The 26,616-nt window shown below is 60.6% G+C and carries 25 protein-coding genes; 9 read left to right on the top strand and 16 right to left on the bottom strand.

What is annotated here, in order from left to right; translation table 11 throughout:
• Positions 1 to 86: 86 nt before the first annotated feature.
• The 4 genes from AC0V7N_RS11600 to AC0V7N_RS11585 form a co-directional block, all read right to left on the bottom strand.
• A complete protein-coding gene (locus AC0V7N_RS11600; protein ID WP_475457538.1) occupies positions 87 to 389 on the bottom strand; it encodes a DUF982 domain-containing protein in 303 nt (100 codons plus the stop codon).
• 133 nt (positions 390 to 522) lie between these two features.
• Positions 523 to 846 (bottom strand): hypothetical protein, encoded by a 324-nt coding sequence (locus tag AC0V7N_RS11595; RefSeq protein WP_475457536.1) that lies wholly within the window; start codon positions 844 to 846, stop codon positions 523 to 525.
• A gap of 265 nt (positions 847 to 1,111) precedes the next feature.
• Positions 1,112 to 1,480 (bottom strand): Pepco domain-containing protein, encoded by a 369-nt coding sequence (locus AC0V7N_RS11590; RefSeq protein ID WP_475457534.1) that lies wholly within the window; start codon positions 1,478 to 1,480, stop codon positions 1,112 to 1,114.
• Between the two features lie 12 nt (positions 1,481 to 1,492).
• Positions 1,493 to 2,371, bottom strand: a complete 879-nt coding sequence (locus tag AC0V7N_RS11585) for a hypothetical protein (protein WP_496627843.1) — start codon at positions 2,369 to 2,371, stop codon at positions 1,493 to 1,495.
• A 566-nt stretch (positions 2,372 to 2,937) separates the two neighbouring features.
• Between AC0V7N_RS11585 and AC0V7N_RS11580 the strand changes: the two genes are divergently transcribed.
• The 8 genes from AC0V7N_RS11580 (at position 2,938) to AC0V7N_RS11545 (ending at position 8,999) form a co-directional block, all read left to right on the top strand.
• Positions 2,938 to 3,612, top strand: a complete 675-nt coding sequence (locus AC0V7N_RS11580) for a phage integrase central domain-containing protein (RefSeq protein WP_496627842.1) — start codon at positions 2,938 to 2,940, stop codon at positions 3,610 to 3,612.
• Between the two features lie 38 nt (positions 3,613 to 3,650).
• Complete coding sequence (locus tag AC0V7N_RS11575; RefSeq protein ID WP_496628007.1) at positions 3,651 to 3,899, top strand: tyrosine-type recombinase/integrase; 249 nt, start codon at positions 3,651 to 3,653, stop codon at positions 3,897 to 3,899.
• A 703-nt stretch (positions 3,900 to 4,602) separates the two neighbouring features.
• Positions 4,603 to 5,379, top strand: a complete 777-nt coding sequence (locus AC0V7N_RS11570) for an LvrA C-terminal domain-related protein (RefSeq protein WP_496627841.1) — start codon at positions 4,603 to 4,605, stop codon at positions 5,377 to 5,379.
• A 1-nt stretch (position 5,380) separates the two neighbouring features.
• The gene (locus tag AC0V7N_RS11565; protein WP_496627840.1) at positions 5,381 to 6,100 is read left to right on the top strand and encodes a hypothetical protein; all 720 of its coding nucleotides are present in this window, start codon (positions 5,381 to 5,383) and stop codon (positions 6,098 to 6,100) included.
• A gap of 22 nt (positions 6,101 to 6,122) precedes the next feature.
• Positions 6,123 to 6,296, top strand: a complete 174-nt coding sequence (locus AC0V7N_RS11560; RefSeq protein WP_475457522.1) for a terminase small subunit — start codon at positions 6,123 to 6,125, stop codon at positions 6,294 to 6,296.
• Positions 6,274 to 6,675 (top strand): terminase small subunit, encoded by a 402-nt coding sequence (locus AC0V7N_RS11555; RefSeq protein WP_475457519.1) that lies wholly within the window; start codon positions 6,274 to 6,276, stop codon positions 6,673 to 6,675. Before AC0V7N_RS11560 ends, AC0V7N_RS11555 begins: the two co-directional genes overlap by 23 nt.
• A 218-nt stretch (positions 6,676 to 6,893) precedes the next feature.
• The gene (locus AC0V7N_RS11550) at positions 6,894 to 7,802 is read left to right on the top strand and encodes a tyrosine-type recombinase/integrase (RefSeq protein WP_475453807.1); all 909 of its coding nucleotides are present in this window, start codon (positions 6,894 to 6,896) and stop codon (positions 7,800 to 7,802) included.
• A gap of 3 nt (positions 7,803 to 7,805) precedes the next feature.
• Positions 7,806 to 8,999: an IS91 family transposase gene (locus tag AC0V7N_RS11545; protein ID WP_496627839.1), complete on the top strand. Its 1,194-nt coding sequence runs from the start codon at positions 7,806 to 7,808 to the stop codon at positions 8,997 to 8,999.
• 859 nt (positions 9,000 to 9,858) lie between these two features.
• On the opposite strand, the gene AC0V7N_RS11540 is transcribed toward AC0V7N_RS11545, so the two are convergent.
• From AC0V7N_RS11540 to AC0V7N_RS11490, 11 genes are all read right to left on the bottom strand, one after another.
• Positions 9,859 to 11,115, bottom strand: coding sequence for an MFS transporter (locus AC0V7N_RS11540; RefSeq protein ID WP_475457514.1), 1,257 nt, complete (start codon positions 11,113 to 11,115; stop codon positions 9,859 to 9,861).
• Between the two features lie 10 nt (positions 11,116 to 11,125).
• Positions 11,126 to 11,578 (bottom strand): MaoC family dehydratase, encoded by a 453-nt coding sequence (locus AC0V7N_RS11535; RefSeq protein WP_475457512.1) that lies wholly within the window; start codon positions 11,576 to 11,578, stop codon positions 11,126 to 11,128.
• Positions 11,579 to 11,847: 269 nt separating this feature from the next.
• Entirely contained in the window at positions 11,848 to 13,137 is a 1,290-nt protein-coding gene (locus tag AC0V7N_RS11530) for an NAD(P)/FAD-dependent oxidoreductase (protein ID WP_475457510.1), read from the bottom strand.
• Between the two features lie 139 nt (positions 13,138 to 13,276).
• Complete coding sequence (locus tag AC0V7N_RS11525) at positions 13,277 to 14,572, bottom strand: NAD(P)-binding domain-containing protein (RefSeq protein ID WP_475457508.1); 1,296 nt, start codon at positions 14,570 to 14,572, stop codon at positions 13,277 to 13,279.
• Positions 14,572 to 15,138 carry an OsmC family protein gene (locus AC0V7N_RS11520; RefSeq protein WP_475457506.1) on the bottom strand — a complete coding sequence of 189 codons (567 nt, stop codon included), beginning with the start codon at positions 15,136 to 15,138 and terminating at the stop codon, positions 14,572 to 14,574. The genes AC0V7N_RS11525 and AC0V7N_RS11520 overlap by 1 nt, the downstream gene beginning before the upstream one ends.
• 180 nt (positions 15,139 to 15,318) lie before the next feature.
• Complete coding sequence (locus AC0V7N_RS11515; protein WP_475457504.1) at positions 15,319 to 15,495, bottom strand: hypothetical protein; 177 nt, start codon at positions 15,493 to 15,495, stop codon at positions 15,319 to 15,321.
• Between the two features lie 35 nt (positions 15,496 to 15,530).
• Positions 15,531 to 16,169 (bottom strand): organomercurial lyase, encoded by a 639-nt coding sequence (merB, locus tag AC0V7N_RS11510; protein WP_475457501.1) that lies wholly within the window; start codon positions 16,167 to 16,169, stop codon positions 15,531 to 15,533.
• A gap of 112 nt (positions 16,170 to 16,281) precedes the next feature.
• Complete coding sequence (locus tag AC0V7N_RS11505; RefSeq protein ID WP_475457498.1) at positions 16,282 to 17,265, bottom strand: GlxA family transcriptional regulator; 984 nt, start codon at positions 17,263 to 17,265, stop codon at positions 16,282 to 16,284.
• A 37-nt stretch (positions 17,266 to 17,302) separates the two neighbouring features.
• Positions 17,303 to 18,520, bottom strand: coding sequence for a mandelate racemase/muconate lactonizing enzyme family protein (locus AC0V7N_RS11500; protein WP_475457496.1), 1,218 nt, complete (start codon positions 18,518 to 18,520; stop codon positions 17,303 to 17,305).
• A gap of 248 nt (positions 18,521 to 18,768) precedes the next feature.
• A complete protein-coding gene (locus AC0V7N_RS11495) occupies positions 18,769 to 19,728 on the bottom strand; it encodes a helix-turn-helix domain-containing protein (protein ID WP_496627838.1) in 960 nt (319 codons plus the stop codon).
• 193 nt (positions 19,729 to 19,921) lie between these two features.
• A complete protein-coding gene (locus tag AC0V7N_RS11490; protein WP_475457492.1) occupies positions 19,922 to 21,043 on the bottom strand; it encodes an ABC transporter substrate-binding protein in 1,122 nt (373 codons plus the stop codon).
• A 198-nt stretch (positions 21,044 to 21,241) separates the two neighbouring features.
• On the opposite strand from AC0V7N_RS11490, the gene AC0V7N_RS11485 reads away from it, so the two are divergent.
• Positions 21,242 to 21,511, top strand: a complete 270-nt coding sequence (locus AC0V7N_RS11485) for a hypothetical protein (protein WP_475457489.1) — start codon at positions 21,242 to 21,244, stop codon at positions 21,509 to 21,511.
• Between the two features lie 248 nt (positions 21,512 to 21,759).
• On the opposite strand, the gene AC0V7N_RS11480 is transcribed toward AC0V7N_RS11485, so the two are convergent.
• Positions 21,760 to 26,595, bottom strand: a complete 4,836-nt coding sequence (locus AC0V7N_RS11480) for an nSTAND1 domain-containing NTPase (protein WP_496627837.1) — start codon at positions 26,593 to 26,595, stop codon at positions 21,760 to 21,762.
• Positions 26,596 to 26,616: the final 21 nt, after the last annotated feature.

The following is a 26,616-nucleotide window of genomic DNA, read 5'->3' as shown; positions in this document are numbered from 1 at the left end:
TGAAAGCCCGGCTGTGAGGGCCAGGCCGAGCTTTCTGTGGCGGCTGATGTCGAATTGGCCACCACGACGGCGGGTGGCCGCAAAAATCAGGCGGCGTAGCCGCCATAGCCGCGCGCGACGGCGCGCGCCACGATCACCGGCTCGATCTCGGGCCAGAGAATGCCGGTGGCTTTCGCGAAGTCGACGAGCGCATGGCGCGCCTCATCCCTGGTGATGCAACCTTCCAAGGCAAGATCACACGCCTCGACGGCATGGTGATAGAGCGGACCACGGCGCGACGTCGTCCAGTTGGTCAGCAAATCGTGCATCTCGGCCAGCGAAGCGATCTCGCGCTTGAAGCCGAGGCCGACGGTCAGCGCCACCGGCGAATGAAACAGCTTGTCGTACATGAAACGGCTCCTGATTATCGCAGCGCCATGAGAAATATCCGGGCTGGTCCACGGACGGGACGCCGTGAAACGCGCGGCAGCGCGGGAGGTTCCAGATGGACGCTTTTATTCCTCCGCGCTGATAGGCCGTGGGCTACATCAGATGACCGGTCCACCAGCCATGGCTGCTGCTGACGCGGATCAGCAGCATACCTATGCCGGAGACCATCGCCCAGTAGAGCGGCGTGCCGACTTTCCAGCGATCGTCGTCGGCAGCCGCGCCCACGAGCGTCTTGCGGGCGCCGTAGAGACCGACAAGCAGCCCCAGATTGATGAGGATGTCGAGCCAGACGACACCCCGAGTGGCATATTCACCTCCAGGTATGCAGAGCCGCCAGACGAAGGGCAGGATCAGAAGGGCCGCCAGCACCCGGAACGGCGTCCATGACACGGGTTTGCTTCGGCTGATATCCGGCATGGTCTCCCCCCTCAAGGAGGAGACGGTATAGCAAGAATCCGGCGCCCTTCATTGCTTGAAAGGACACGAAGTGGTGAACGCTGACTTCGCTATTGGCCATCCCTTGCGCGATTGCGAAGCCGACATGAAAAGCGTTCGGTCGAGCCGGCCAGGTTGCAGCGGAACTATGCCGAACGCCTTTTGATAGAGCGCGAGCGCATTCGCAGGGGGCATTTTGACCTTAATCATCGGCCTTCCGACGGCACCGGGCGCTTCAAAGGCGCTGCTATGAACGCGCGGGTGGCTGCACGTCCTTTCGCTTCAGTGTGAACTTGATGCTTGCCTCTGCACCTGCTTCAGCGATGAACAGGAGTTCGCCCTTGGCGCTCAGCGTCAGGCCGACCTCTATCTCCTCAATCGACCATTCCTTCGAACGGGCAGCGATGGTCGAGCTCAATTTCATGAGCGTATCGACGGTCCTACCCCATTGCTCTTGGACCTCGGCTGCCCCCACCCTGGCGACACGTCCGAGGCCCGGCACCCAGTCGCGCATCGAATGATGCTCGACCGACGGATCGGGCGGCAGCGGCGGCGTGGTGTCTCCTTCGGGTACGAAGATTGAGATTTCATATTCATCCGGCGCGAGCTTGGTCATTACAGCGCTCCTCTAAAGGTACGGAAGGACATCGAGAGCGAAGATCGCCTGCTCGAAATTCTGGGCAAGCCCGCGGGTCCCGGTGGGGGCGCTCGGCACATTCAAGGCGCCGCGGTACAGACCGATGGCATCGCCATTGGCGCCGCGAATGAGCGCGCCGGAATCGCCGCGCGTGGCGGGCTGGTCGAGATAGAGACTGACCCCGACCTGGCGAGTGTTGAGCACCCCGCAATTGTTTTGGACTTCAACGACGGTACGCGACAGTTGCCCCGACTGACAGGCGATTGTCACCGGCATGCCCACAGCAGCAAAGCTTAATACAGGCAGCGGCGCCGGCATATGTGCCGGCGCCGGCGTTAGTACGAAGGCGGCATCAACCGGCTGGAAATAGCAACGCCCCAGACTCGCGACATTGCCCGACGCCATCGGCACGGCGCGGCCTGGCCTGTTGCTCCCGATAGCGTGTCCGGCGGTGAGCACGCCCCACAGTGAAGTGGTTTTGCACTGCGCCCAGCAAGCGCTGGTCGCGCCACTTGGGTGGGCGAGGTGCAGATCGACTTCCGATTGGCGGAACGCGAGCGCGAAACGCGCCTCATTAAGGCGCGGGAAGGTGATAGTGTCCACAATTGCAAAGGTCGGTCCGCTCCATTGCGGAACGTCAATAATGAGTCCGAGCCCCGCCTCTTCGGATTTGCGGTCGAAGAGACCGAACGAAACCTGGCCCATGTCCAGTCCCGGCCCCGCCGGGGATATCCACGGCCCATCCCGCCAGAACCGGTCGTAAAAGCGGTCGGATCGATAGCGCCCAAGACCCAGTTCCGAGAAAATCGCATAGGTCCAGCGGGTCGCCCGTGAGACCAATTCTCGATCCCCACCGATGAAGTCGCCCAACGTTCGATCTCATCGAGGACATCGCGCGGCACCTGTTCCGGAGGCGGGTCTTCCGGCGGCAGAGATTCGCGCAGATAGGCGCCCGAATATTCCATGAGATCACCCTCCCGTTCTACCACATTCATGAATCGCAAAACTTACTGCAGCCATGATATAGCATCATCCCACAAACGTTGCGCGAAATGTGCATTAGCCAGGTAGCTCTTCACAAGCAGCAGCTATTGTCACGAACAGACGCTCCTGCGGTAACTGCGGAATGACTGTAAGGGTGCGAAAGCCGCCAGAACTCGTTTCATACACACAAGTATCGGGCAATCGCGGGGAAACGGCGGTTCCCTATACCGCAGGTGTACTCGGTGATCGGCGATAATATCGGGCCATAGAGGGATTTCGGGCAACTGGCGGAGAGAGCGTCCGCCACGCTGCAGATCCAAGACGTAGCAATCTAAGGAAAATACCGTTTTTATTCAGATACATAGAATTTCTATGAGTCTCATCCCATTGCACCCGGACTCATGATGTTGCATTTTTTTAGGTGGGTCCAATGATGGGTCTTGGAGTAGGCGATGCCGGTGAAGGCGAAAGAGCTTGGAGCGTTGGACATCAAGCGACTGTCGAAACCTGGGTTGCATGCGGTAGGGGGCGTCGCGGGCCTCGCTCTACAGGTCAAGAAAACTGGCGCCAGATCGTGGTTACTCCGGATCTCCATAGCACAACGCCGACGCGAGATTGGCCTTGGTGGTTATCCGGATGTCACGCTTGCACAGGCGCGAGACAAGGCACGGGCGATGCGTGCGACGGCAGATTCTGGAGCCGATCCGGCCGAGCGGAGGCGAGCCGCGAAGATGGCATTGCGATCTTCCTTGGCAGGCGAAATCACTTTCGATGAAGCCGCACGACGGTGGCACAAATCCAAACGTCCAGAATATCGAAATGAAAAACACGCTGCCCAAGTACTGACCACGATCCTGACCTACGCCTCGCCCGTATTTGGATCTTTGCCGATTAGGTCCATCACGCTTGCCCACATCATCCAAGTCATGGAACCCATTTGGACGGAGAAAACCGAGACAGCGACGAGGCTACGTGGGCGGATCGAGAGTGTTTTATCTTGGGCCACTGTGTCGGGTTTTCGTTCTGGAGAGAACCCTGCCCGATGGAAGGGCAACCTCGATGCGATCTTGCCCAAGCCGAGAAAGCTTAGGCAGCGTGCCACCATGCAGCCCTTCCGTTCGACCTAGTTGCGGATTTCTTGGCGGCTTTGAAGCGGATCGAAGGTGTGGGAGCACTAGCGCTTGAATTTGCCATCTTGACAGCGGCCCGGTCAGGCGAGGTCCGCGAGGCAAGGTGGGATGAGTTTGATCTGCAAAATTCAGTGTGGACCGTTCCGGCTCAACGAATGAAAACGGGTAAGGAACACAGCGTCCCCTTGTCGCGGCAAGCAATGGCTGTGCTAAAGAACGTGCCGAGGTTTCTAGGCTCGGAGCTGGTCTTCACGGCGCCTCGTGGTGGTCTTTGTCTGACATGACGTTGTCGGCGGTCATGAAGCGAATGGGCGTTCCAGCAGTCCCGCACGGGTTCCGTTCATCGTTTCGAGATTGGGTTGCGGAGCGCACTGCATATCCGAGCGATGTTGCTGAGATGGCATTGGCGCATTCCATAAGGAACAAGGTCGAGGCTGCCTATAGACGGGGCGACCTCTTTGAAAAGCGCAGACAGCTTATGCAGGACTGGGCCGATTTTTGTGCCCCATAGTGCGGGCTGATACACAGTCTTGACTGAGACAACTTCGGCCGCTACCCCTCTCCATATACCCAGTTCGATTGTCGCGCCTAAAAGCTCACAAATTCGAACGATTGAACATAAACCTCAGCGCATGACGTGCGGGGCCGTGGGCAGTTGCCCATTGCTAACGCAGGGCCGTCAATGTCGCTACCTCAAGAGATCTTCTATTCCGTACACGATGTCGCGGAGCGCTATCGCATTTCCGTAAACAGCGTCTGGCGTTGGGCTTCGGTTCGCCCAGATTTCCCTAAGCCGGTCAAAATTGGCCCTGGCTGCACCCGTTGGCGGCTAACCGAACTTCAAATGTTTGAGGGAGGCTCATCAGCTTACGCGGAGTGCCGAAAACTCCCGCCGTAGACGTGGCTCGAGGCTGTTTCGGAAAGCTACAAAGCTGGGATTTCTTCCGTACCTGGAAGACGCAAACTCTATTCTCCGGAGATTTTAAGATGGGTTGGAAAGCCACAAAGTGGGCGGCGAATGTCAAAGCCGGCAACGCTGGCGCAAAACTAGTTCTTCTGGCGATGGCAAGCTTTGCAGATGACACTGGGTTCTGCTGGCCATCCGACCTCAAGTTGGAGAAGGTGACCGAGTTATCCGTACGTTCAGTACGGGATAAGAAGCGCGACTTGGAAACGCTCGGGCTGATCAAAACAGCGCTTAAGCGCGGTCGCGGTGGAAAGATTCTTCGGCAGGAAATCCAGCTCAACATGAACGCTGAGCCAGCGGCAAATGCCACCGAATTACAAGGCGAACACCACCGGCAATCTGTGCAACAGCCACCGGCAGATGGTGCATCCCATATAGATAATCGATCAAATGAATGGTCAGTAAACATAAAAGAGCGTGGGAAAGCACCAGATGGTTCAGCCTACTCCAAAGTCTCGCTCCTGAAACAAGAATTCGAGGAATGGTTCGACCTCTATCCCCACAAGGTCGCCAAAAAACTAGCTCTCGCTGCTTTCGTCTCTGCCCGCGAGAAAGCTCCAATGTCGGATTTGAAAGCGGGTTTGGAACGATATGTACGAGACAAGCCAGAGCGTTATGCGTGGTGTAACCCGGCGACTTGGCTAAATCAGGAGCGCTGGGCTGACAAGCCGCAGCACCTCACGTCGCCTATGTACAATTCTGGCAACCGCCCCGTATCAAAGGCGATGGTGTTGGCTCATCTCATGCAAAACCCTTGTCGAGACCTCGATACACATGACTACGACCGAGATCATTAGAATGACGAACTCCATCGAAGATATGAGAATGTTCGATGTCTCTCGCTTTGACTGGTGTCCGCGAAAGATTGACGAAGAAATAAGGAAATATCTGCGCGTGCTGAATGTGATTGTTATAAAAAGCATCGGTGGTCCGCAGCCACATGTGGTAAAAACTTGCAGCGATTCGCAAATCGCATACGAGTACTCGATTTATGCGAGCGAACATTCTCTAGTTGACGCGATCAGGTATGTACAAGGTTGGTTGTCGCCAGCGGATCGTAGGGCAACCGTAGGATGGCTAGCAGAGCTGTCGGTCATCGTTGCGCAACGCGCTGATGATTTGCGTACCGAAGCTCTTCGTATGGAGGCGTATATCGCAAGGCTCGCTCGATATCCCGCCGACGTTGTGAAAACGGCCTTGATAGAAACACGTTGGAAATTCTGGCCGACTTGGAAGGAGCTAGGCGACCTGTGCGACAGATTGGTTGGTCCGCGTCGCTACAAGCTCAGAGTTTTAACGGAGGGTCGGAGATGTGGAGATGTGCCGCCAGGCCCGATGGGCGCGCGGAGCCAGTGGGAACGCGACCGCGCCCTCCAGATCCTAGCCCAACATAGATTTGCGCCGAACACCGAGGATATGGCCGCCAATCCTGACATGAACGACCGTTTGACGCCGCCAGAGTTCTCCGCCGAACTCCCCGAGAAACCGGCGGGTGGTTCGAAGACAACCAAGCCATGAACAAGTTGGGAAAAGTTAGGTTATGAAAAAACTTACAGAGAAGCAGCGACTGTTTGCTCACGAATATCTCGTCGATATGAATGCCACTCAAGCCGCAGTCCGAGCAGGCTATTCAAACAAACGAGCTGACGTCGAAGGCTGTGATCTGCTCAAACACGCTGGCGTAGCCCTCCTTGATCGAGCAACTGAAATTTGATCGAGCAGAGCGGGTCCAGTTCGATTCTGACGCTCTGCTTGCTCGACTTAGGGAGCAGGCGGATGCTGATTTGGCCGACATCTTCGATTCAAATCAAGCGCTTAAGCCCATTCACGATTGGCCGCTGGTTTGGCGCGGTGGTCTCATCCGGGCTATCGACACACAAGAGGTCTTCGAGCGTGATGAAAACGGCAAGAAAATTGTGGTCGGACGCGTCGTTAAAATCAAATTCAGTGACCGACTGCGAGTACTTGAGCTCATCGGAAAGCACGTCAAAGTGAAAGCTTTTGATAGCCGTGGCGAACAAGATACGGTCGACGCCATTGACGAATTTTTGGCTGACGTAATGGGGAATTCGATACGACCCAAGGTCAACTGACTGCTTACGGGACATGTGCTTTCTTCCCACAATTTATGCTGACCGTGTAAGTCAAATGTCCGTCTTACTAGGTAACATTAAACGACCGAGGAACGAACCCGCTGCGCGGGAGGGCGCCTGCGATTGAGGTAGAGGGCACAGGCCGGGCGTCGCGCCTGCATTGAGCGTCGTCCGGCGGGGGCAGAGCATGACGGGCTTCTTCAACAAGGAGCCTGACCATGCAGCACCCCGTTCTCGATGGACCCGTCAGCCCGCTGCGCCGGCGGCTGATCGACGACATGAACATGCGGCGCTTCTCACGCGAGACGCAGCGCAACTATCTCCGCGACATCGGACGCCTGGCGACATTCCTCGGGCGCTCACCAGACACCGCTACCGCCGACGACCTGCGCCGGTTCCAGATCGAGCAGCAGGAGGACGGCGTTCCCGTGCCAACGATGAACAGCATCGTGTCGGCGCTGCGCTTCTTCTTCACCCACACGCTCGACCGCCCGGACCTGGCGCGCAGGCTTGTCCGGCTGGCGCATCCGCGCAACCTGCCCGTGGTGCTCAGCCGCGACGAGGTGGCCCGGCTGCTCAACGCCACCACGTGTCTCAAGCACCAGGCCGCATTGTCAGTCGCCTATGGCGCGGGCCTGCGGGTCGCCGAGGTGTCGATGCTGAAGGTTGCCGACGTCGACAGCGAGCGCATGCTGCTGCGCGTCGAGCGTGGCAAGGGCGGGCGCTATCGCAACGCCATGCTCTCGGAGGACCTGCTCACGCTTCTGCGGGAGTGGTGGAAGGTCGGACGTCAGCAGGGCGTGATGCACCGCGACGGCTGGCTGTTCCCCGGACAGCATGCGATGAAGCCGATCAGCACGCGGCAGCTCTATCGCATAGTCGTCGAGGCGGCCCAGGCCGCCGACATCGCCAAGCGGGTCGGGCCGCACACGCTGCGCCACAGCTTCGCCACCCACCTGCTGGAGGACGGCACCGACATCCGGATCATCCAGGTCCTGCTCGGGCATGCCAAGCTCAACAACACCGCCCTTTACGCGAAGGTGGCGACCCGGACGGTGCGTGCCGTGACGAGCCCGCTCGACAAACTGGGGCTGTTCAAGCCGGGAGAGGTCTCGCCCGACATCTGAGCCGTGCGCGCCTCGATCGAGGTCACGGACATCTTCCGTGCTGCCGGACCCGCTTACCGGGCCGCCCATGCAGGTCACCTGAGCCTCGCCCAGCTCAAGGTGATGTCGGCGATCGAGCATTGCCGCACCGCGGCGCTCGGCGGTCATGTCGAGGCCTGCGAGGACTGCGGCCAATGGCGGATCGCCTATAACAGCTGCCGCAACCGGCACTGCCCGAAGTGCCAGGGCGCGATGGCACGGACATGGTTGGCCGAGCGCGAGGCCGACCTGCTGCCGGTCGGCTACTTCCATGTCGTGTTCACGCTGCCCGCCGAGGTCGCCGACATCGCGTACCAGAACAAGGCGCTCGTCTACGACCTGCTGTTCAAGGCGGCAGCGGAGACGATGCTGACTATCGCCGCCGACCCAAGACACCTCGGCGGGCGCATCGGTATCACCGCGGTGCTCCACACCTGGGGATCGGCGATGACGCACCATCCGCACCTGCACATGATCGTGCCGGGCGGCGGCATCGCGCCGGACGGAAGCCGCTGGATATCTTCTCGGTCGGCCTTCCTGCTTCCGGTGCGCGTACTCGGCAAGCTGTTCCGACGGCTCTTCCTCACCCGGCTGGTCGCGCTACACGACGCAGGACGGCTCGCCTTCTTCGGATCGATGGCGCACCTGTCCGCGCGGCAGGCATTCGTGCGGCACCTGTCGCCGGTCCGCAAGAAGCGCTGGGTGGTGTACGCCAAGGCGCCGTTCGCCGGGCCGGAGGCGGTGCTCGCCTATCTGTCCCGCTATACCCACCGGGTTGCGATCTCGAACCGCCGCCTCATCCGGTTCGATGAGGCAGGGGTCACGTTCCGCTACAAGGACTATCGTCGTGACGGCACCGATCGGCAGCAGGTCATGACGCTCGCCACCGACGAGTTCATCCGCCGATTCCTGCTCCACATCCTGCCACGTGGCTTCCACCGCATCCGGCACTACGGCCTGCTCGCCGGCTCCGCTCGCAAGACCAGCCTCGCACGCGCCCGCGAACTGCTGAACGTCGTTGCGCCGTCGGAGGACGACAACTCGGTAGAACCGACTGATTTCCGTCCGCCATGCCGGTGCTGCGGCGGAAGCATGATCATCATCGAGACGTTCGAACGGTGGCGACAGCCGCGCGGACCGCCGGACACCACGGCGACGAACCGGGAGAACTCTCCATGACCCGGCATGGCATGCTCCAGCCTTCAGCCGCAGGCACTCAGCCTCCGGCAACGGACCCACGCGTGTCCATGGTCATTATCGACGCCGAACGGGTCGCGTCCGGCCGCGCGACGAGCCGACAATACCGCGTGACTGAAAGGCGAAACGGTCCGTCCGCATCAAACCCGCCACTTCCCAGCGGCGGTCGCGCCATCGCCGACACCAGCCGAAAATCGAAATCCCCATAACCATCGCCTGTGGCCCGCGGGTTCCTTCCTCGGGGACTTTCGTACGCCTGCCGGCGCCCGAAACTCTTCACGGAGGCTGACTGTCTGCTTGTGGGACGAAATCGCTATAAGCAGTCATCCCGCCCACTACCAGGCAGGGCCATCGCAGAGCAGTCGAACAGCGAAGCGAAATGACCGGTATCCTCATACCGCATGACATCGATTGCGGGATGTTGGACGCGCGTTCAGCTATGCACGTGTTCGCTCCAGGAACCCCAGATCTCATGCACTTGCTTGTCGCGGATGCCTTCGGAGCCATGAAGTCGATGGTGTCGTCGACAGATCTTCCGCGGTGATACGACAAGGAAATCACGACATCGAGAGGATTTCGCACGATGTCTCCATCGTGAGAGCAAGTTTGCAGGTAAGAAAGAGGTGGCCTCGCCCGCAACACGATGGTCGGTGCGTATCACCAGCTGGCAACGGAAGGCTATCTTGCAAGTCGGCAGGGCGCGCCCGGTGGTCGTCAACCTGCCCGTGAACTTCACCGATCGAGGCAACAAAACAGGCGTCATGGCAATTTGACGTCCGCTCTCCGCGCGGGGAGAGCCTGATGCAGCAACCTCTCCATCACGGATTTCGTGGGATCAGGTTTATCGCTTTCCGCCGGCCATCTTCGTGGAAGCAGGTAGTCGCCGCAGGCCAAGCATGGCCGCAGCACCGATCAACGGTCCAGGTACTAGAAGCAGGAATGCCCAACGCCAGCCGCCAAGCAAGCCCGCTACGCGCGGGATCAACCCGATGACCAGCACGGTAAGGGCAAAGCCGAGCCCGAGTTGGACGGACAGCGCCGTGCCGACAAAGCGCCTGTCGCCAAGCTCCGTCACCGCCGCCGAGAACTGCGCGGAATCCCCGATGACTGAGATGCCCCAGACCAGTGCGACCAGGACGAACAGCCAGAGCGGCCCGTCAAAGACAAAGCCGATGGCCAGCGCACAGAGGCCGGACACGATCATCATTCCTGCCGTGGTCAGGCTGCGACCGAAGCGGTCGGACAACACGCCGCCAAGCAGGCAGCCGGCGACACCCGCCGCGATGGCGCAGAACGTGAGCAGTGATGCAAAAGCCGGCGACGGTTGACCCTGCACTTCGAGCGCAGCCCGGGCATAGGTGAGCAGCCATGCCCACATCGCATAGAGTTCCCACATGTGGCCGAGATAACCGATATTGACCAGCAGCAGCGGCCTGTCGCCGAAAATTGCGCCTATCTGGCGCGGATCGAAGATCGCCTTGCCGAATGGATGCGGCCCTTCGCCAGCGAACAACCAGAATATCGTGGACCCGATGAGTGTCGCGACGCTTGCGGCAAGCACCACCGATTGCCAGTCGAGCGAACCGGTCAGAGCCCGGAACAGATGCGGCAGCGCCGAACCCAGTGTCAGCGCACCGATGACGGCGCCGAGCGCCAGTCCCCTGCCTCGTATGAACCAGGTCGAGACCAGCTTCAGCGCGGGCGGATAGACACCGGCCAACGCAACGCCGGTGAGGATGCGGGCAGCGACGATGCCGACCTGTCCGGGCTGCAGCAACAGACAGGCGTTGGCGGCGGCGGCAAGCAGTGCGGAAACGGCCATCAGCCGGTTCAACCTGACGACGTCGGGCAGGTTGACGAGGCTCGAGACCAGCGCGCCGGCAACGAAGCCGATCTGCACGCCATTGGTCAGCAATGCCTCGATCGTGCCCGAGAGAAGCCACGCCGCCTTCAGCTCGGGCGTGATCGCGGTAGCTGAAAACCAGGTGGTCAACGACAGCACCACGGCGAGGCAGAGCAAGGCAAGTACGCACCAGCGATGCGTATCCTTGACCAGGACGGCCTCGGCCGCGCTATCAGAACTCAGCTGGAGCGCCATGACTAACCACTCAGCCGCGAGCCAGCGGCACGGTGAACACAGTCGCGGTGCCGGCCAGGCAGACGTCGCCGGCCTCATTGCGCACCGAGGTCTCGATCTTGCAGATCGGCTTATCGGGGCGCACCTCCTTGATCTCGACGCGGCCGGTGATCATCTCGCCGACGCCGACCGCCTTGACGAACTTCCAGCCGACTTCGAGGAACACCGTGCCCGGACCGGGAAGGTCCTCGGCTACCAGCGCATTGAGGATGCCGGAGGTGACGCCGCCCTGGACGATGAGCTTGCCGAACACGGAGGCCTCGGCCAGCGCCCTGTCGTAGTGCAGCGGATTGCGGTCACCGGTCATCTCGGTGAAGGCTGCGATGTCTTCGGGACGCGTGCGCCGAGAGCGCTCGGCGAATGCGCCCACTTGCGGGCGTCCCTTGACGACGCCAATCCAGCCATCCTGTGTCTTTGCATTCATGGGCTCACTCCAAGTTAGGTTGCGTTATGTGGCTGAGCCAGCCACCGCTGGACCACGCTGCCAAATCGTGACGGTAAGATCAGGTCGTGCCCTTTGTCAGGAACCAGTCCCGGTAGTTCGTTACCTTAAGCAGGTGGCGTCGAACGTCTTCGATGGATGGGCCTTGGCGGACTAGCGTCCAAAGGTTCGAGGGCGGTAAGGTTTCCATTCCGAAAGAACGATGCATTTTTTAAACCTTTGTTTGAATTCAGCGGTTCGACCGCGGCTTGCTACTCACTGAGCAATGTTTCGTTGCGTAGTCGCTTCGACCCCCGGTTGGCATGAGCTACCTCTCTCCTGTTAGACGAGCCTTTACTCGCCAGGGTCAGGGCTGTGGTCGTTTGCCGCCCGCGCACCGCGGGGCTGCGGCCGGGCATATCGCACTGGGACAACTGCACAATCTCGGCTTTCATCACCGTGCTGAACTGCCGATGCCTGTCCTCTATGTCGAGCAACGTCCAGTTGAAGGATGCGATGGCGTCGGTGGCGTCGAGGATTTGCCCGCTGATCAGATCGCGCTCGCGCTGGTAGACCTCAAAGGCCTTGGCGGTGTTATCGAGGATTGCACAGGCAAGGCTTTCGCTGTCGCGCAGCGCATCGGAAATACCGTGCGACGTGATCGGGTCGCGGAAGAATCCGGCATCACCGACAAGCGCCCAGCCTGGACCATGCGCTTGGCGCAGGAAACCCGGCGCGCCACGAAAGACATGGATTCTTCCGCGAGTTGCCTTCCCGGCCTGTGCGGCTAATTCTGGAGACAGTGCGTGCAGAGTAGCCATGCGGGCGTCTTCGTGGCCACCTCGAAAGCGTTCGTCGAACTGTTTTGTCGGCACCGAGGCCACGATGCAGGCGAGGCCGTCATTGGTCGGGATGAACGAGCCGCTTATACCCTCGCGAAAATACCAATGGTAGCTGCTCTCCGGCTCGACCGGCACGTAGGCGTAGAGATGGGCGGCCGAAACTTGGCCGCGCCGCAGCGTCTGCGCTCCACAGCGCTTCGCCACCAGCGACCCAATCCCATCCGCCCCAATGACTATGTCGGCTGTGACGGTAAGATGCGTTCCGTCAGAAGTGAGTATCTGAACGCCACGCATCCTGGCATCGGCGCCGCTGACAAGATCCGCAACGACCGTGTCATGCAACACCTCGGCGCCGGCCTCGCGGGCTGCATCGACCAGCGTCCTGTCCAGCAGCGTGCGCCTGGGCGCAATCAGGCCGGGCAGCCGCGGGCTCGCGCGCAGAGGTATGGTGATTTCCTGATCGCCATAGTGGAAGGCGGTCGCGGTTATCAGGGGCGTGCCGGCGTCGAGCAGCCTCTTCAGCAGGCCCCAACGCGACAGCTGGAGAACAGCCGGGCGCATCAGCGCATGCGTCGACAACGTGTCCGATCCATAGGCCCTGCGGTCGAGCGCAAGGACTCGCAGCCCGGCTCGCGCAAGCAGCATGGCGGTCGAGGCACCGGCACAGCGAGCGCCGACGATGATGGCGTCGTAATGGGAACAGCCTGGTTTGGTGCGCATTTTGATGTCCTTACGCAGTGGGAGATTTCGGTGGCTATCGCTCGCTCGTCCGCGCCGACGCCGCCGATGAAGATGGGATGACGCCCGCGCAGCACGGAATTCAGCTAAGGAATGTTGAGGCGCGCCCTCCGTCGCCGCCCTAGATCGCCACTGAGCGGAGACGCGACTTTATTTGGCTCGTTGACCTGTCGAGGTAGTCGGCGATATGGGTGCTGAGCTCGCGCACATCGTCCTCAGCGCCGTGGATGAAGCTCGATTTCCGGCGACGCAAGTAAGGCAGCCCCAACACATACACCCCGGGAACGTCAGCAACACCGCGACTATGCTTGAGGTCGCCCTTGCGATCGAAGATCGGCAGGTCCAGCCATGAAAAATCCGGCCGAAAACCGGCAGCCCATAGCACCGTGCGAATGTCTTCCCCGAGTTTGAGTTCCAGCTGTGACGTCTCACCGACTACGGTAGGAACGAAGCATTCGGTGGGACCGATGCCGGACGGGGCATTCGCCTCTGCCCATTGGTCGATCCAAGCGAGCAGCCGGTTCATCTTCAGGTCGGCGAGCGCGCAGACGTTGCGCAGCGATCCGGAAAATTGGGCTACAGAGTCGCGAATGCCCATCAGCCGCCCGACGATTTTGACGCCCTGTCCTTGCAGGACATTGAGGTCGAGCGTCGCGCGGTCCGATGTGCCGACAAGCTGTGGCGACGGTACTCTTCGGGCGCGGTCGGGGTCGTCTACGTCATCGATGCGCTGGTCTAATACGCCCGTCGCGAGCATCCACCATTGAATGTCGCGACCTCGATAGACGCGCGGCAGCCGAACGTGTTCGCCTACCGCGAGCGTTACAGGCCGGCCGCTGAGCTGAATCTCCTGTGCCAATTGCAGGCCTGTAGCCGATGCCCCAACCACCAACACCCCGCCAGGGGCAAGTTGCCGCGGATTGCGGTAGGTGTGAGCCGATAGCTGTTCGACATTGGCTGGCATGGCCTCGGCCAATCTCGGTATGACCGGCTTGTTGAACGCACCAGTCGCGAGCACGACGGCTTGGCACAGCCAGTCCCCACGCGAGGTCCCGACCCGAAAGCCGTGTCTGCTCTGCGCGACTCTGGTGACGGCGGTGCGCGTAAGAACCGGTGCTGATGTGTATGTGGCGTAAGCGGAAATGAAATCGGCAGCCTGGCCGGCGCTCATGTAGCCGTCCGGGTCATCGCCTTGGTATGGGTAGCCGGGGAGCCGCGCCATCCAATTGGGGGTTAGCAAACGGAGTGAATCCCAGCGCTCCGTGCGCCAGGTATTCGCGACCTCGCCTCGCTCGAGAACCACATGCCTGAGCGAGCGTTGGCCTAGCAGATAACTCATGGCCAGGCCTGAGTGACCGGCACCGATGACGACGACGTCAACGGTGCCGACGATCCCGCGCGATGCGCTTTCGCTCATCAGGACTTGCTCGAAGTGACCGTGACATCGGTCGGGTTGGCGATCACGTCGAAGACGGCCGAGCGCTTTTGCGACTGCGCGACGAGAGCGGCGATGTCTTCAGCGCTGGCGTCGGCGTCGATATCGTAGTGCACCTTGATGCCGTCGAAACCATTACGCACGTCCGGATCAATGCCGAGGATACCCTGGATGTTCATGCCGGCCTCAAGCGTAGCCTTGACCGAGTGGAGCTGGATGTTGCGGTTTTGCGCGACAGCCGCGATGCCCGCGGTCAGGCAACCGGCCAGGCCGACCAGCACAAACTCCACCGGCGTCGCGCCGTTGTCTTCTGACGCGAAGACTTCCGGGTGATCGGACTCGAACTTGTAGGTCTGGCGATGCTGGTGTTCTGTTCCCAGGCCGAAAAATCCATTCACGATGGCCCGGTTGTGGGTGCCCTTTACCCATTCACTGGTTGCTCTCCACTTGAAGCGTGCGGCCTCAGGGGCATCCTTGAGCGCCTCACGGGCGCCAAGCAGGGCGGCTACATTGACGCCATTCGTGGCGGTTTCTGTGTGCTTGGTCATAGGTCGTACTCCTGTTGATAGGTGATGGGTCCGAATCTTTCAGCGGACCGATGTTTTCCCATGGGGATGCTGTACGCGGCATGGGAGTGGACGTGGAATCGCCGGACAAGACGCTACGCTGGCTTAACTCCGGCAAGGCCAAGCCAACCGATTGCAGAGGTTAAGGGCGATGGGCCTCGTTCAGAGGAACCTGCCCCAGGTGCTTGACGTGAGCCTTTTAGGACGGTGCGTAACCGGCCAGCCTATGTCCTTTTGAATTTCCATCGGTAGGCTGTGCAGAACCCGTTCGGACTTTCGTGCTTCACGGGCATTTTTGAAGGCCGCCCCATAGCGCGCGAGCGTTTCAAACATTGACATTTTCTTCTCCTGTAGAGCCTTGGGGCACCGAGGGATTATCCAACGGCCGTTCGACGACTGTTGAATGCTCCACATTTGTATCTGGAAGGTTCCACCGAAACCGCCATTCGGTAACAAAGATCGCAGACGTTGAAATTTTCCCACAACTGTCGCCGCAAGCTCGTGGATGCTGATGCGACATTTGCCTCTTTGATCGTCAGCGCGTCGTCGAGAGAATACAGAAATGTACCTGAGTGCCTGGCGACCCAGCGTTCACCGGACATGCGCGACGCGAAAAAGAAGATGAAGTGGCAAAACTTGGCCATCACATTGGCCGCGGACGCGACGAAAACCTCCGCATCGGGCAGAACGAAGGAGACAACGGCATTGGCGGGCTCGACGGATTCGATCCTGTTTGGCGTCACGACAAGGCGCACGACCTCGCCGCTTTCCGGATCGGGCGACGTGATGCGTGCCGGACGGTCGAGAATTTCGGGAATGAACAGGCTGTCCCAGGCACACCACGTCGATAGAGTGCGACCGTCCACCTCGAAGCAGTGATGCATCGGTGCCGTCGCCAGCCCGCCAAAGCCGAGCACACGCCCCCGATCGTCAGAGTAGACGAAAGGCTTGATCGAATCTCGTTGGAGAAGCTCATGGCCCGCCGCGGCAGAAATCCCGAGTGCCCGGCCCAACTGAGCGGCATCGACCGCACGACCTTTTGCAAGTTCGAGACGTGGACCAACCTTACCTGTTTCCCCCTAATCGCGGTCAGCGCCGGTCGTATCTGCCTCGGTGCTGCCTCACTCAATACATTGAGCGGTCCTTCGACGGAGGATGCCCGAATTGAACCCGGTACGTCTGGGAAAAGTAAGAATGCGATGTGAAGCCCGACGCCACCGCAACCTCGAGAACCGACATGCCGGTCTGACGCAGGAGTTCTCGCGCCCGGCGCAATCTCAAATCGACATAATAGCGGCCTGGTGAGATCTCCATGTGTCGCAGGAACAGACGCTCCGCCTGGCGAACGGAGGTCCCCGCACACTTTGCCACCGCGCTGATGGGTAGGGGGTCGGATAGATTGCTGGACATGATGTGGATGACCTTGCGCAACCGCTCCGACTTTCCCTTCAGGTTCCGCTCGGGGCCTATTCGCTGCCGTTCGGCCGGAGGGCGTATGTGCTCGTGTTGAAGCTGATTGGCCACCAGGTTCGTGAGGTTGGCGCCTGAATTCCTACGCACTATCTGCAACATGAGGTCTATGGCTGCCGTGCCGCCCGCGCAAGTGAACCGTTTTCGATCGATCTCGAAGACATTGTCGGTGCACTCTATCGAGGGGAATCGCTCCTTGAAGACGTTGCGAATTTCCCAGTGGATTGTGCATCGGTGGCCATTCAATAGCCCAGCCTCGGCGAGCAGGTAGGTGCCGGCCGAGAATGTGCCGATTGTGCGGCCATGTCTGTCAAACTCCCTCAATAAGGCGATTGCCTTGCGCTTGTCCGGGAAGTCAGCAACCTGGTCCGAGCAGATGAACAGGCAGTCTGCCGTGGCAATGTCGGTGAAGGTCTCTTCGGATTGAAAAAAAGCGCCGACGGATTCGCCATCAAGTGAGATCGTCTTCCATTCATAGAGAGGGTGGCCGGCCTGCGCGTTCGCGGCCCGCAGTGTCTCGATCGCGCATACCAATGAAAGCATTGGAAATTTAGGTGTGAGTAGGAACACAAACTTCCAAGTTACCGTGGACGGATCGCTCATCGTGCAGAGCCCGGAAACGCCAAAGATATCCCCCATTCCTGATCGCGACGGATGCAAAGCCACAAGCAAAGGCTCACTGCTTCAGCGGCACCTGTCTCATCTCAAGGTGAAGGTCCTTGCCGGTGTAGGGATGCGCCTCGCAGACCGCCTCGTTGAGCTCGACGCCAAGGCCAGGCTCCTTCGACGGGATGACGTTGCCATCCTGCCATTCGATCTTCTTCTTCAAGAGCGTGGCGTGGAAACCGTCCCACTGCTTCAGCGATTCCAGGATGAGAAAGTTGGGCAGCGTCACCGCCAGCTGGATGTTGGCCGCACCGACGATCGGCCCGCAATAGCAGTGGGGAGCGATCTGGATGTGGTAGGCCTCGGCCATGGCGGCGATCTTCTTGGTTTCGAGAATGCCACCGGAGCGGCCAAGATTCGGCTGCAGGATGGTCGCAGCGCGGTTTTCGATGACGCGGGCGAATTCGAACTTCGTCGTCAGCCGCTCGCCGGTGGCGATCGGGATCGACGTGCCGCGGGCGACCTGCGCCATCACTTCGGGCATATCGGGCGGCACCGGCTCCTCGAACCACAGCGGATCATAGGGTTCGATGGCGCGCGCCATGCGCAAGGCGCCGGAAGCGGTGAACTGGCCGTGGGTGCCGAACAGGATGTCAGCCTGGTTGCCGACGGCCTCGCGGATCGCCTTGACCATGCGGATCGACAGGTCGATGTCGGGCAAGCGCGGTTGGTGGCCGTCAAAGGCGGTGTAGGGACCGGCCGGGTCGAGCTTGACGGCGTTGAACCCCTGCTCGACGCAGTCGAGGGCTTCGGCGGCGGCCATGTCGGGATCGTTGAAGGCGTTGCGCCCCCCGCTTTCGCCAGCGTTGGTATGCACCGAGCCGGTACTTGGATAGAGATAGGTGTAGGAGCGCAACGTCTCATGCACCTGGCCGCCGAGCAATTTGTAAACGGGCTTGTTGGCTTCCTTGCCGACAATGTCCCAGCAGGCCATTTCCAGCGCCGAGAAACAGCCCATGCCGGTCACATCGGGACGCTGGGTAAACCCTGAGGAATAGGCGCGGCGGAAGAAGTTCTCGATGTCGTGCGGATCGTGGCCGACGAGATAGCGCTCGGCCATGTCCTCGACGAGCTTGGCCGTGATGTGGGCGGAGAAGGTGGCGTTGTAGGCCTCGCCATAGCCCACCACGCCGCCATCAGTGGTCAGCTTGACGAAGATGAAATATTTGCCGCCGATGCCGGGCGGCGGATTGCCGACAACCCAGGTCTTGACGTCGGTGATCTTCATACTCGTCTTCTCCAGAATTTCGCCGATGCGAAATCGCAGGGCCAATAGGCGCTCGAAGCGCAGCGTCAGCACAGCAAGCCTTGCGAAGCGTTTGCTGCCCATGCGCAATAGTAGAGCGCGCTAGCAGGAGCTCTTCTCGGCTTACGCCAACCTTTGTGTGAAATGCGGCGAACTCCAGCGGTCGCTAGTGATGGCTACTGCCGCGGCCGCGAGAGCGGGCTGGTATTGGGACGTGCCCATCCCAGGTGTCAGGGCAATAGGGAGTTCTCTCGGCGATAGGGGAGCGGCGACAGCCCGTATATCGCCTTGAATTCGTTGGAGAACTGCGATGTCGACATATAGCCGCACCGCAACGAGATTTCCGTCACGGCAAGCTTTGTCTCAAGCAGAAGTTTTCGGGCGCTGCGCATCCGCATGGTCACGTAATACTGCTTTGGAGTAGCCCCGAGCGACGAGACGAACTGCCGTTCAAGCTTGCGGCGTGAGATGCCGATGCGCTTGGCAATCATCTCGACAGTGATCAGGGTCTCGATATGGTCTTCCATGAGGGCGACGGCCCGCCTGACGGATTCGGTCGATATCGGATCTTCGACCTCCACACGGCGTTGAACCGCGCTTGACGGGCGCCTGCGCGAATAAATCAGAAGATCAGCGACATCGGCGGCAAAGACCGAACCATGCCTGTCGCCGATGATCTGCAGCATCATGTCCGTCGCCGCGATGCCGCCTGCGCAGGTGTAGAATCGCCCGTCCTTCACGAAGATATCCTTTGTGGCGGTCACGTCAGGAAACATCTCGGCGAACGAAGGAGCGTCGTCCCAGTGGATGGCGCAACGTTTGCCGTTCAGCAGCCCTGAGCGCGCCAGCGCCCAGACACCGGCGGACACGGCTCCGATCTCCGCGCCGCCGTGACTGATATGCTGAAGCCAGCCACGCACGGTCCTGTCCTGGTGCAGATAGCCGTCAAGGCCGCCAACGATGATGACGAAGTCGGACGTCCTGACCGAGCCGAGCGGTAAGTCGGCGTTGATGCTTATGCCGGTGGAAGACAGGACCGTGTCAGTAGTCGCGACGATCTTCCAGTTGTAAGCCTCATACTTGGCGACACGATTTGCTATCCGCAGCGTGTCGACGACACAGCCGAGTTGCAGCAGCGTAAATTTGGGTAGCAACAGAATGGACACGCTCTGTGCTGGCGTCGGCACCATTTCCGGATTGATCGGACGATTTGGATGCACGGCTTGTTCCTGAATGTTCGCGCCAGATTATTATAGGCCCGCACCGCTCCTAGTCATCTCGCTGACGCAAAGAGCCGGCGGCCCATTCTAGGCACCGCCGGCTCTGTGGTCTTTCGAAGTCCGCTCGCTCAGGCGGGACAGTTCATCGCGCGACCCGGATCTCTCATGGTGCGATGGGGGCGTATTTGCCATCATGCCATTGATTGATGTCATACTTGGCGTCCTTGATGTCGCCCTTCTGGTCAAACACAATCGGCCCGATAACCGTATCGATCGGCTTCCCGTCCTTCAGCGCTGCCGCAACCGCGACCGGATCATCGGAGGCGGCGCGCTCTATGCCTTGGGCTATCGCCTGGATGGTCGCGTAGGCAAACAGTGTGTAGCCCTCCGGTACAAAGCCACCCATCTTGATCTTCTCGACGGCTTCCTTGGCCTCCGGCTTGGCTTGAGGGTCCGACGGAAATGCGAAAAGCGTGCCTTCTCCTGCCGGCCCGGCAATCTGCCAGAACTCCGGCGATGCAATCGAATCCGGCATGATGAGCTGCAATTTATAGCCCATGTCGCCGGCTTGACGCATAATCAGGCCGCCCTCCGGGAACTGGCCGCCGAAATAAAGCACGTCGACCTTCATTTCCTTCAGCTTGGTCAGGACCGCGCTGTAGTCCTTCTCGCCTGGATTGATGCCGTCGAACAGCACTTCCTTCAGGCCCGCCTCGTTCATCTTCGAGCGGACAGCTTCGGCCACGCCTTGTCCGTAAGCTGCCTTGTCATGCAGGACCGCAACGTTCTTGCCCGCGAATTTTTTTGCCATCCATGGGCCGATGAAGGCGCCCTGCTCATCGTCACGCGTATAAAGACGCATGATCGTGCTCCAGCCCTTCTTGGCCGCCGCGTCGGTCAGTTCAGGGTTGGACGAGGAAGGGCTCATCATCAGGATGCCGCTTTCGGCATAGATAGCGGATGCGGGGATGCTGGAGCCGGAGCATGCATGGCCGGCGACGAACTTGATGCCGCCGCCCGCGATGCGGTTGGCGACCGATATCGCCTGTTTCGGATCGCAGACATCGTCCTGGATCGACAGGTTGATTTGGCGGCCATTTACGCCGCCCTTCGCGTTGATTGCCGCGGCTGCGGCCTGCGTACCCTGCTTGAACTGATCCCCGATATTCGCGATCGGCCCGGTCATGGGACCCACCACCGCGATGGTGATGTCTTCCGCGAAGGCCGAGGAAACGCTCAACATGCTCCCGATCAACGCTGCCCGTAAAATCGTGCTGATTTTCATGCCATCTCCCCAAGGTCCATGGTTATTGTCGATAGGCTGTTTTGGCCCGGCTTTGCATATCGCGCCCTGAAAAAGGGATTGCTGCCGAGTGCACAAGCCAACGAGACCGGCCGATCATGGCGGGTTTTTCATCCGTGGCTTTGCATTTTCAGCCAAGTTTTGTTGACTATTGAATCGCGATCGGTGGGTCCGGCTCTGATGAACATCAGCCGCATCGATCTGGCCGATGCGGCCAGCCCTGAACGTCTCGTCCTGGAGATCCTCAAGCACGAGCCGCAGCTGGCGATCCCGGTGCCCATCGAGGAACTGTGTCTCCGCCTCGACATTCTCGAGATCGTCCCGCTGACGACTGACGGCTATGAGGGCGGCCTTCTGACCTCGGCCGACAAGTTCAACGGCACGATTCTTTTCAACGCGGCGAGCCCAAGGGAGCGGCGGCGTTTGATCGTGTCCCAGGGAGTGGTGTAGCTGACGGCTTGGTCGCCGCGCTCTCCGGCTTGGGGCCGGGCTGATCAGCGTGCCACGGCTGGCAGGCTGATGAGCGGATCATCGCTCATTTGGCTGATGGTTTCCAGCGTCATGTATCTGGCGCGTTGCACGGCCCATTCGTCGTTCTGTTCGAGCGGCCTACGCTTTGCCGTCCGTCTCGCATCAGGCGCTAAGTTGCCCGTTCCGGCGGCCGGCTCAAGCGGCAAAATCTGACTCCGTTGTCGACCTCAGATCGGACAAGTACCAGTCGCAGGGTCTTCAGGAAGGAAGAAGCTTCGCCGCTCGCAAGGGGTGAGTTCGCGAGGCACGGTGCGCCGGGCGAAGTCAATGAGGTCGTTGGGTGTCTGGAAGACGCGAACGATACGAACCCTTTCGTCGCCGGAAACAATAGCGACCTGGGTGCCGTCGGAACTGAAATCTGCGCGTGTAAGGCCCGGTCGAACGGTCGCCTCGTCCTGGCTGGCAAGGACGGCAACCTGGCGCCCCGATTGCGTCGCCCACAGCCGGACCGTGCGATCTTCGGAGGACGCGGTCACGACATACAAACCACTGGGACTGAACTGGGCGCTGTCCACCGCGCCACTGTGGCCCCTAAGAGCGGCCCTTTCCAGTCCGCCAGCGACGCTCCAGATTCGGACGGTTCCATCGCGTGAGGCAGTCAGCAGCGACTGGCTGTCGGGGCTGAAGGCGACCACCGTCACCTCGTCGGTATGTCCCTGTAGCGTTGCGAGGTTTGCTCCGTCCATGGCCGACCAAATTCGGGCCGTGTGGTCGCGTGAGCCCGTGGCGACCAGTTGACCGTTCGGATTGAAGGCCGCTGCCGTGATGCGATCCCGATGCCCCACAAGAGCCTTAAGCTCAGCCCCATCCGCCTTCAGGAGGTGGCCCGCATTGTCTTCCCTGGCCGCGAAGATCAGACGTCCGTCAGGGCTAAGAATGGCCTGCGGCAGCTTGCTGCTTGTATTGATGACGGCTAGCTCGGTACCGGTCGCCGCGTCCCACAGTTGGGCGGTGCCGTCGATCGATGCCGAAACAAGCGATTTGCCATCGCGACCAAACTGGATCTGGATCAGTCCGCGATGTGATTGGAACCGGGCGGTCTCGAATCCGCTGGCCACCTCCCAAATTCGGACCTGGCCCTCAAGAGATGCCGTCGCGACGTGCCTTCCATCGGGACTGAACGTCGCGCGTTGAACGATCTCATGGGTATCGAGCCGGATTATCTCGCGCCCGCTCACAACATCCCACAGATGCGCCACGCTGTCGCCGCCACCGGTCAGCAGGTGGACATTGTCGGGACTGAAGACCGCGAAAGTCGGCCGATATTCATGAGAGAGCGTGCTCGTCAGTGCGCCGTCGACATCCCACAGCCGAGCGGTGCCATCGTGTGAAGCAGTGAGAAGAATGTTGTTGTCAACCGGGCTGAATTCCAGATGCTCGACCAAAGATCCATGACCGGCGATCGTCGTGACCAATGAGGCGCGTTCAACGTCCCAGATGCGGATCGGCCCATTCACCGAAGCGGTCGCCAGGAAGCGGTCGTCCGGACTGAAAGCGCCGTTCATCTCCTCATCGCGTTCATCCGCACCGATATCAGCCATCTTCAAACCCGAAACCTCCTGGCCGAGCAGGCCATACAGCGTTCCTGACGCTCCATCCCAAATCCGGGCAGCGCCGTCGAGTGATACCGTGGCGATTCGCTGACCCCCGTGACTGAAAATCACGCCGTTCAATTGCATGTCGCTCTTGTGGCCGGCCAACTTTGCGATCTCCGTTCCTTTCGACACATCGAGAAGGCTGGAAGTGCCGTCGTATGAAAACGGGCCGCACAGCAGCCGGCTTCCGTCCGGGCTGAACGCCAGGCCGTAGGGCCGGGAGTTCACCCGGATTGACCGCGTCAGTGCGCCATCTGCGATATTCCAGATCGAAACAAGGTGCTTGCGCGCCATCGCGAAGCTGCGGCCGTCCGGACTGAAGTCGGCCCGCGCATATCCCTCGCTGCTTACACTCAGGACTTTTTTTCCGGTCCGAGCGTCCCAGAGCACTGCATCGCTGTTCTCCCCCGCCGTCAGCACCTGGTTGCCATTCGGGCTGAAGATTGCCGTTGGATAATTACCTACCGGCTGCAGGATGAAGAGCTGTTCCCCCGAGATGGCGTTCCAGAGGCGTGCGTTGCCGTCCCTCGCGGCCGTCAGGATACGACTTCCGTCCGAGCTGAATTCAGCCCTCTCCACGGCCCCTTCATGACCTTTTAGAACTGCAGTTTCGGCACCGCTGGAGATGTCCCAGACGACTGCAGTTTTATCGTAGGATGCGGTGACGATGTGATCGCCGGCCGGATTGAATGCCGCATCCGCAACGCCGGCGCCATGCCGGAAGATTTTGATCTGGCGGTGCGCCAGCAGAGCCTTGTAGAGGGCTGCCTCCGCTTCAAAGAGATATGGCCGCTCGGACTGGTCTTTCGAGGACAGTGCTTCGAGCGCCAACAGGATCGCAGCCTCGGTGTTGCCTGTCGCCGTGGACTGCTCCGAAAGAAACGACAGCGAAAGAAACTGATTGCGCAGCGCCTGGTCGCGTTGCCATCTTGCTTCCTCCTGCGCCCTGAAGGCGACCAGTGCGCCTGCGCCCGCCATGAGAGCGAGCACTATCGCCACAATCGCGGCATTGCGTGTACGGAGGGCAAGCCGGATTGCCGCGGCAGCCGCGAGGCTCCGCCGCTCGGCCTCGCGCTCCACTCGCTCGCGTTTTGCCTCTTCGGCGGCCTCGATTAGCGCCAGCTCAGCCTGCCGGTCCTTCTCCTCTCTCTGCTGATGGGCACTCAAGGACGCCTCTATGTATTCAAGGACGTCATGGTCGACCTCCTCCCGTCTTGACAGCATCAGCTCTTCGCCCTCCGCGAGACGTTTGCCGGACGGAAGGAGAAGCTCTCGATTCCTGCTCTCCAGGTGCCAACGGTGGGCGTCGGCCCTGAGGCGGTCGCGCGTCTCGAGGAAATTCCGGTTTGCATTCACAATGTCACCAGCGCGCGGCCAACGGCTCAACAGTGCTTCATGTGCAACGCGAACGAAAACATGCCCTCCAGCGTCCTCATCGCTGACGAGGAGCCGTGCGTCGATCAGAGCCCTGACGAGGGCCGATCGCGCGGGAGTGCCTGCAACTTCGGCGAACAGGGCCGGACGTGCCGTGACCGTATCGTCGCCCGGACTTGCTGTTGTGAGGGCGCCCAGTACCGGAGGTAAGGCCTCCTGAATTTCGGGCGCCAGCAAGTCTACGACTTCATCGGCGCGGCGCGCGATTGCGCCTTCGAGCCCGCCGAGCGCGCGATAATGCGCAAAGGTGAGAACTCGGCGCTCGCGGCCGGCCTCGTACAACGCGTCAAGCACAAACTCGAGAAGCGGCAATGATCCGGGATCGGCAGCTGCTGCCTCCTGCAGCACATCATCGAGCTGCCCCAACTCGGCACTCTCCTCAAAGCGGAGCCCGGCAACGCCCGCCGGTTCGCGGATGATCTGCGCGATCTCTGGGCCAGTCGGCGGCAGGAGTTCATAGCTGGCGAGGCCGTCCTTGAGCGCCGAGAAACCCGCGACCTCACCGCAGCGGTGAAAAAAGTCCGAACGGATCGCCGCTATTACCCAGACCAGTCCGCTCGCGGCCAGCACCGCCATGAACCGCACAAGGGCCTCGCGCGTCTCCGGCTGCCTCTCCGTCGTGAACAGTTCCTCCAGCTGATCGATGGCGACAAGCAATCTGATCTGCGAGCGGGGCGACCCGGCGGCCTTGCCAAGTGCCTGTCGGACCATCGCCAGCGCCCGATCCGGCGCGCTCCTACAGAGCAGAGCAAACTCCGCGGCTGTTACTTCGCAGGCCAGCTCCGGCACAGCAGCTTCACTAAGGAGTGCCGCAGCCAGCACAGCGAATGTATCCGGTCCTTCGGAGAGGCGGATCAGGCAGCGGCGCCACAAGGTTATGCCCGCCACGGCTCCAGGCCGGGTCAATGACGGCAGCAGGCCAGCGCGCAGGAGGGAAGACTTGCCGCAACCGCTCATTCCGTAGATGAGCAGGAATGCCGTACCGCCGGCTGCCTGCTGCTCCAGTCTAGCAGTGCAGGCAGCAATCGCCCGCGCTCGGCCGAAGAAGAGGTCGGCATCTTCGAATTCGAAGGCATCGAGGCCGCGAAATGGCGACCTGACCGGTTCCTCCGAAGCAAGGGGGACGCGGTAGATGCGGAAAGCGCGCGCGACGTTCTTCAGCTTGTGCTCGCCGAGATCAACGAATTCCAGCGAGAGTCGGTCTTGAGCCTGGGCGTGGACCGATTCCGTGACGCAAATCCCGCCCGGTCGCGACAACGTTTGCAGATGCGCGGCGACCTCGACGGCCTCGCCCGCGAGATGGTCGCCCTCGGCGACGACATAACCCAGGTGAACGCCGATGCGGAAGCGCAGGCGCTTTGTCTCGGGAACTTCGCAGTTCCGCCTATCGACGTCATGCTGGATCTCGCTCGCACACCGCATCGCCTCGACAGGGCCGGTGAACTCGGCGACCACGCTCTCTTCGGCGCTCCAGAACACGCGACCTGCGTGTTGAACCAACAGCCGATCGATGATCTGCTTGTACGCCCGGAAAGTTGCAGCAGAGATCCGTTCATCCTTGCCTGTCAGCCGGCCCTCAGCGGCCACTTCGGCGGCCAAGATGGTGGCCATTCTCGGTCCGGCATTTGAGGGAAGGACCAGCCTGTAACCGCGCCTCGGCACTGTCTGCACGACGGCCTGCCGATCGTCGTTGAGCGCCGCACGGATCTCGTGAATGCATTGCACGAGGCTGTCATCAGTCACAGCTATCCCGTTCCAGACCGCCTTCATCAGGTCGTCCTTGGTGATGACGCGATCAGCGTTCTCCAGAAGGTGGCGAAGCACCGCGAAGGTCTGGTGGCGAAGTGCGATTGTCCTGTTGGACTTGTCGCGCAAGGTCTCGCTGCTCAGATCGGCGGTAACGCCGTTGAGTACGAACGTCGTGGGCGGCGAGCTATTCAAGCCGGTTCCCTTAAGCACGAAGCCGCAGTCCAATTCTTCGATCCTAGCACGGTT

It is taken from the genome of Mesorhizobium kamtschaticum (assembly GCF_056174585.1).
The sequence above is the reverse complement of the archived record's forward strand: the minus strand, read 5'-3'. Positions and strand labels throughout refer to the sequence as shown.

Excerpts from the sequence above, each read along its gene's own strand:
- AC0V7N_RS11565 (WP_496627840.1), top strand. The coding sequence starts at position 5,381 with ATGACGAACTCCATCGAAGATATGAGAATGTTCGATGTCTCTCGCTTT.
- AC0V7N_RS11590 (WP_475457534.1), bottom strand. The coding sequence starts at position 1,480 with ATGACCAAGCTCGCGCCGGATGAATATGAAATCTCAATCTTCGTACCC.
- AC0V7N_RS11540 (WP_475457514.1), bottom strand. The coding sequence starts at position 11,115 with ATGGCGCTCCAGCTGAGTTCTGATAGCGCGGCCGAGGCCGTCCTGGTC.
- AC0V7N_RS11580 (WP_496627842.1), top strand. The coding sequence starts at position 2,938 with ATGCCGGTGAAGGCGAAAGAGCTTGGAGCGTTGGACATCAAGCGACTG.
- AC0V7N_RS11520 (WP_475457506.1), bottom strand. The coding sequence starts at position 15,138 with ATGACCAAGCACACAGAAACCGCCACGAATGGCGTCAATGTAGCCGCC.
- AC0V7N_RS11550 (WP_475453807.1), top strand. The coding sequence starts at position 6,894 with ATGCAGCACCCCGTTCTCGATGGACCCGTCAGCCCGCTGCGCCGGCGG.
- AC0V7N_RS11535 (WP_475457512.1), bottom strand. The coding sequence starts at position 11,578 with ATGAATGCAAAGACACAGGATGGCTGGATTGGCGTCGTCAAGGGACGC.
- AC0V7N_RS11560 (WP_475457522.1), top strand. The coding sequence starts at position 6,123 with ATGAAAAAACTTACAGAGAAGCAGCGACTGTTTGCTCACGAATATCTC.
- AC0V7N_RS11595 (WP_475457536.1), bottom strand. The coding sequence starts at position 846 with ATGCCGGATATCAGCCGAAGCAAACCCGTGTCATGGACGCCGTTCCGG.
- AC0V7N_RS11505 (WP_475457498.1), bottom strand. The coding sequence starts at position 17,265 with ATGGGGGATATCTTTGGCGTTTCCGGGCTCTGCACGATGAGCGATCCG.
- AC0V7N_RS11525 (WP_475457508.1), bottom strand. The coding sequence starts at position 14,572 with ATGAGCGAAAGCGCATCGCGCGGGATCGTCGGCACCGTTGACGTCGTC.
- AC0V7N_RS11600 (WP_475457538.1), bottom strand. The coding sequence starts at position 389 with ATGTACGACAAGCTGTTTCATTCGCCGGTGGCGCTGACCGTCGGCCTC.
- AC0V7N_RS11490 (WP_475457492.1), bottom strand. The coding sequence starts at position 21,043 with ATGAAAATCAGCACGATTTTACGGGCAGCGTTGATCGGGAGCATGTTG.
- AC0V7N_RS11500 (WP_475457496.1), bottom strand. The coding sequence starts at position 18,520 with ATGAAGATCACCGACGTCAAGACCTGGGTTGTCGGCAATCCGCCGCCC.
- AC0V7N_RS11485 (WP_475457489.1), top strand. The coding sequence starts at position 21,242 with ATGAACATCAGCCGCATCGATCTGGCCGATGCGGCCAGCCCTGAACGT.
- AC0V7N_RS11515 (WP_475457504.1), bottom strand. The coding sequence starts at position 15,495 with ATGTCAATGTTTGAAACGCTCGCGCGCTATGGGGCGGCCTTCAAAAAT.
- AC0V7N_RS11530 (WP_475457510.1), bottom strand. The coding sequence starts at position 13,137 with ATGCGCACCAAACCAGGCTGTTCCCATTACGACGCCATCATCGTCGGC.
- AC0V7N_RS11570 (WP_496627841.1), top strand. The coding sequence starts at position 4,603 with ATGGGTTGGAAAGCCACAAAGTGGGCGGCGAATGTCAAAGCCGGCAAC.
- AC0V7N_RS11495 (WP_496627838.1), bottom strand. The coding sequence starts at position 19,728 with ATGGTGCCGACGCCAGCACAGAGCGTGTCCATTCTGTTGCTACCCAAA.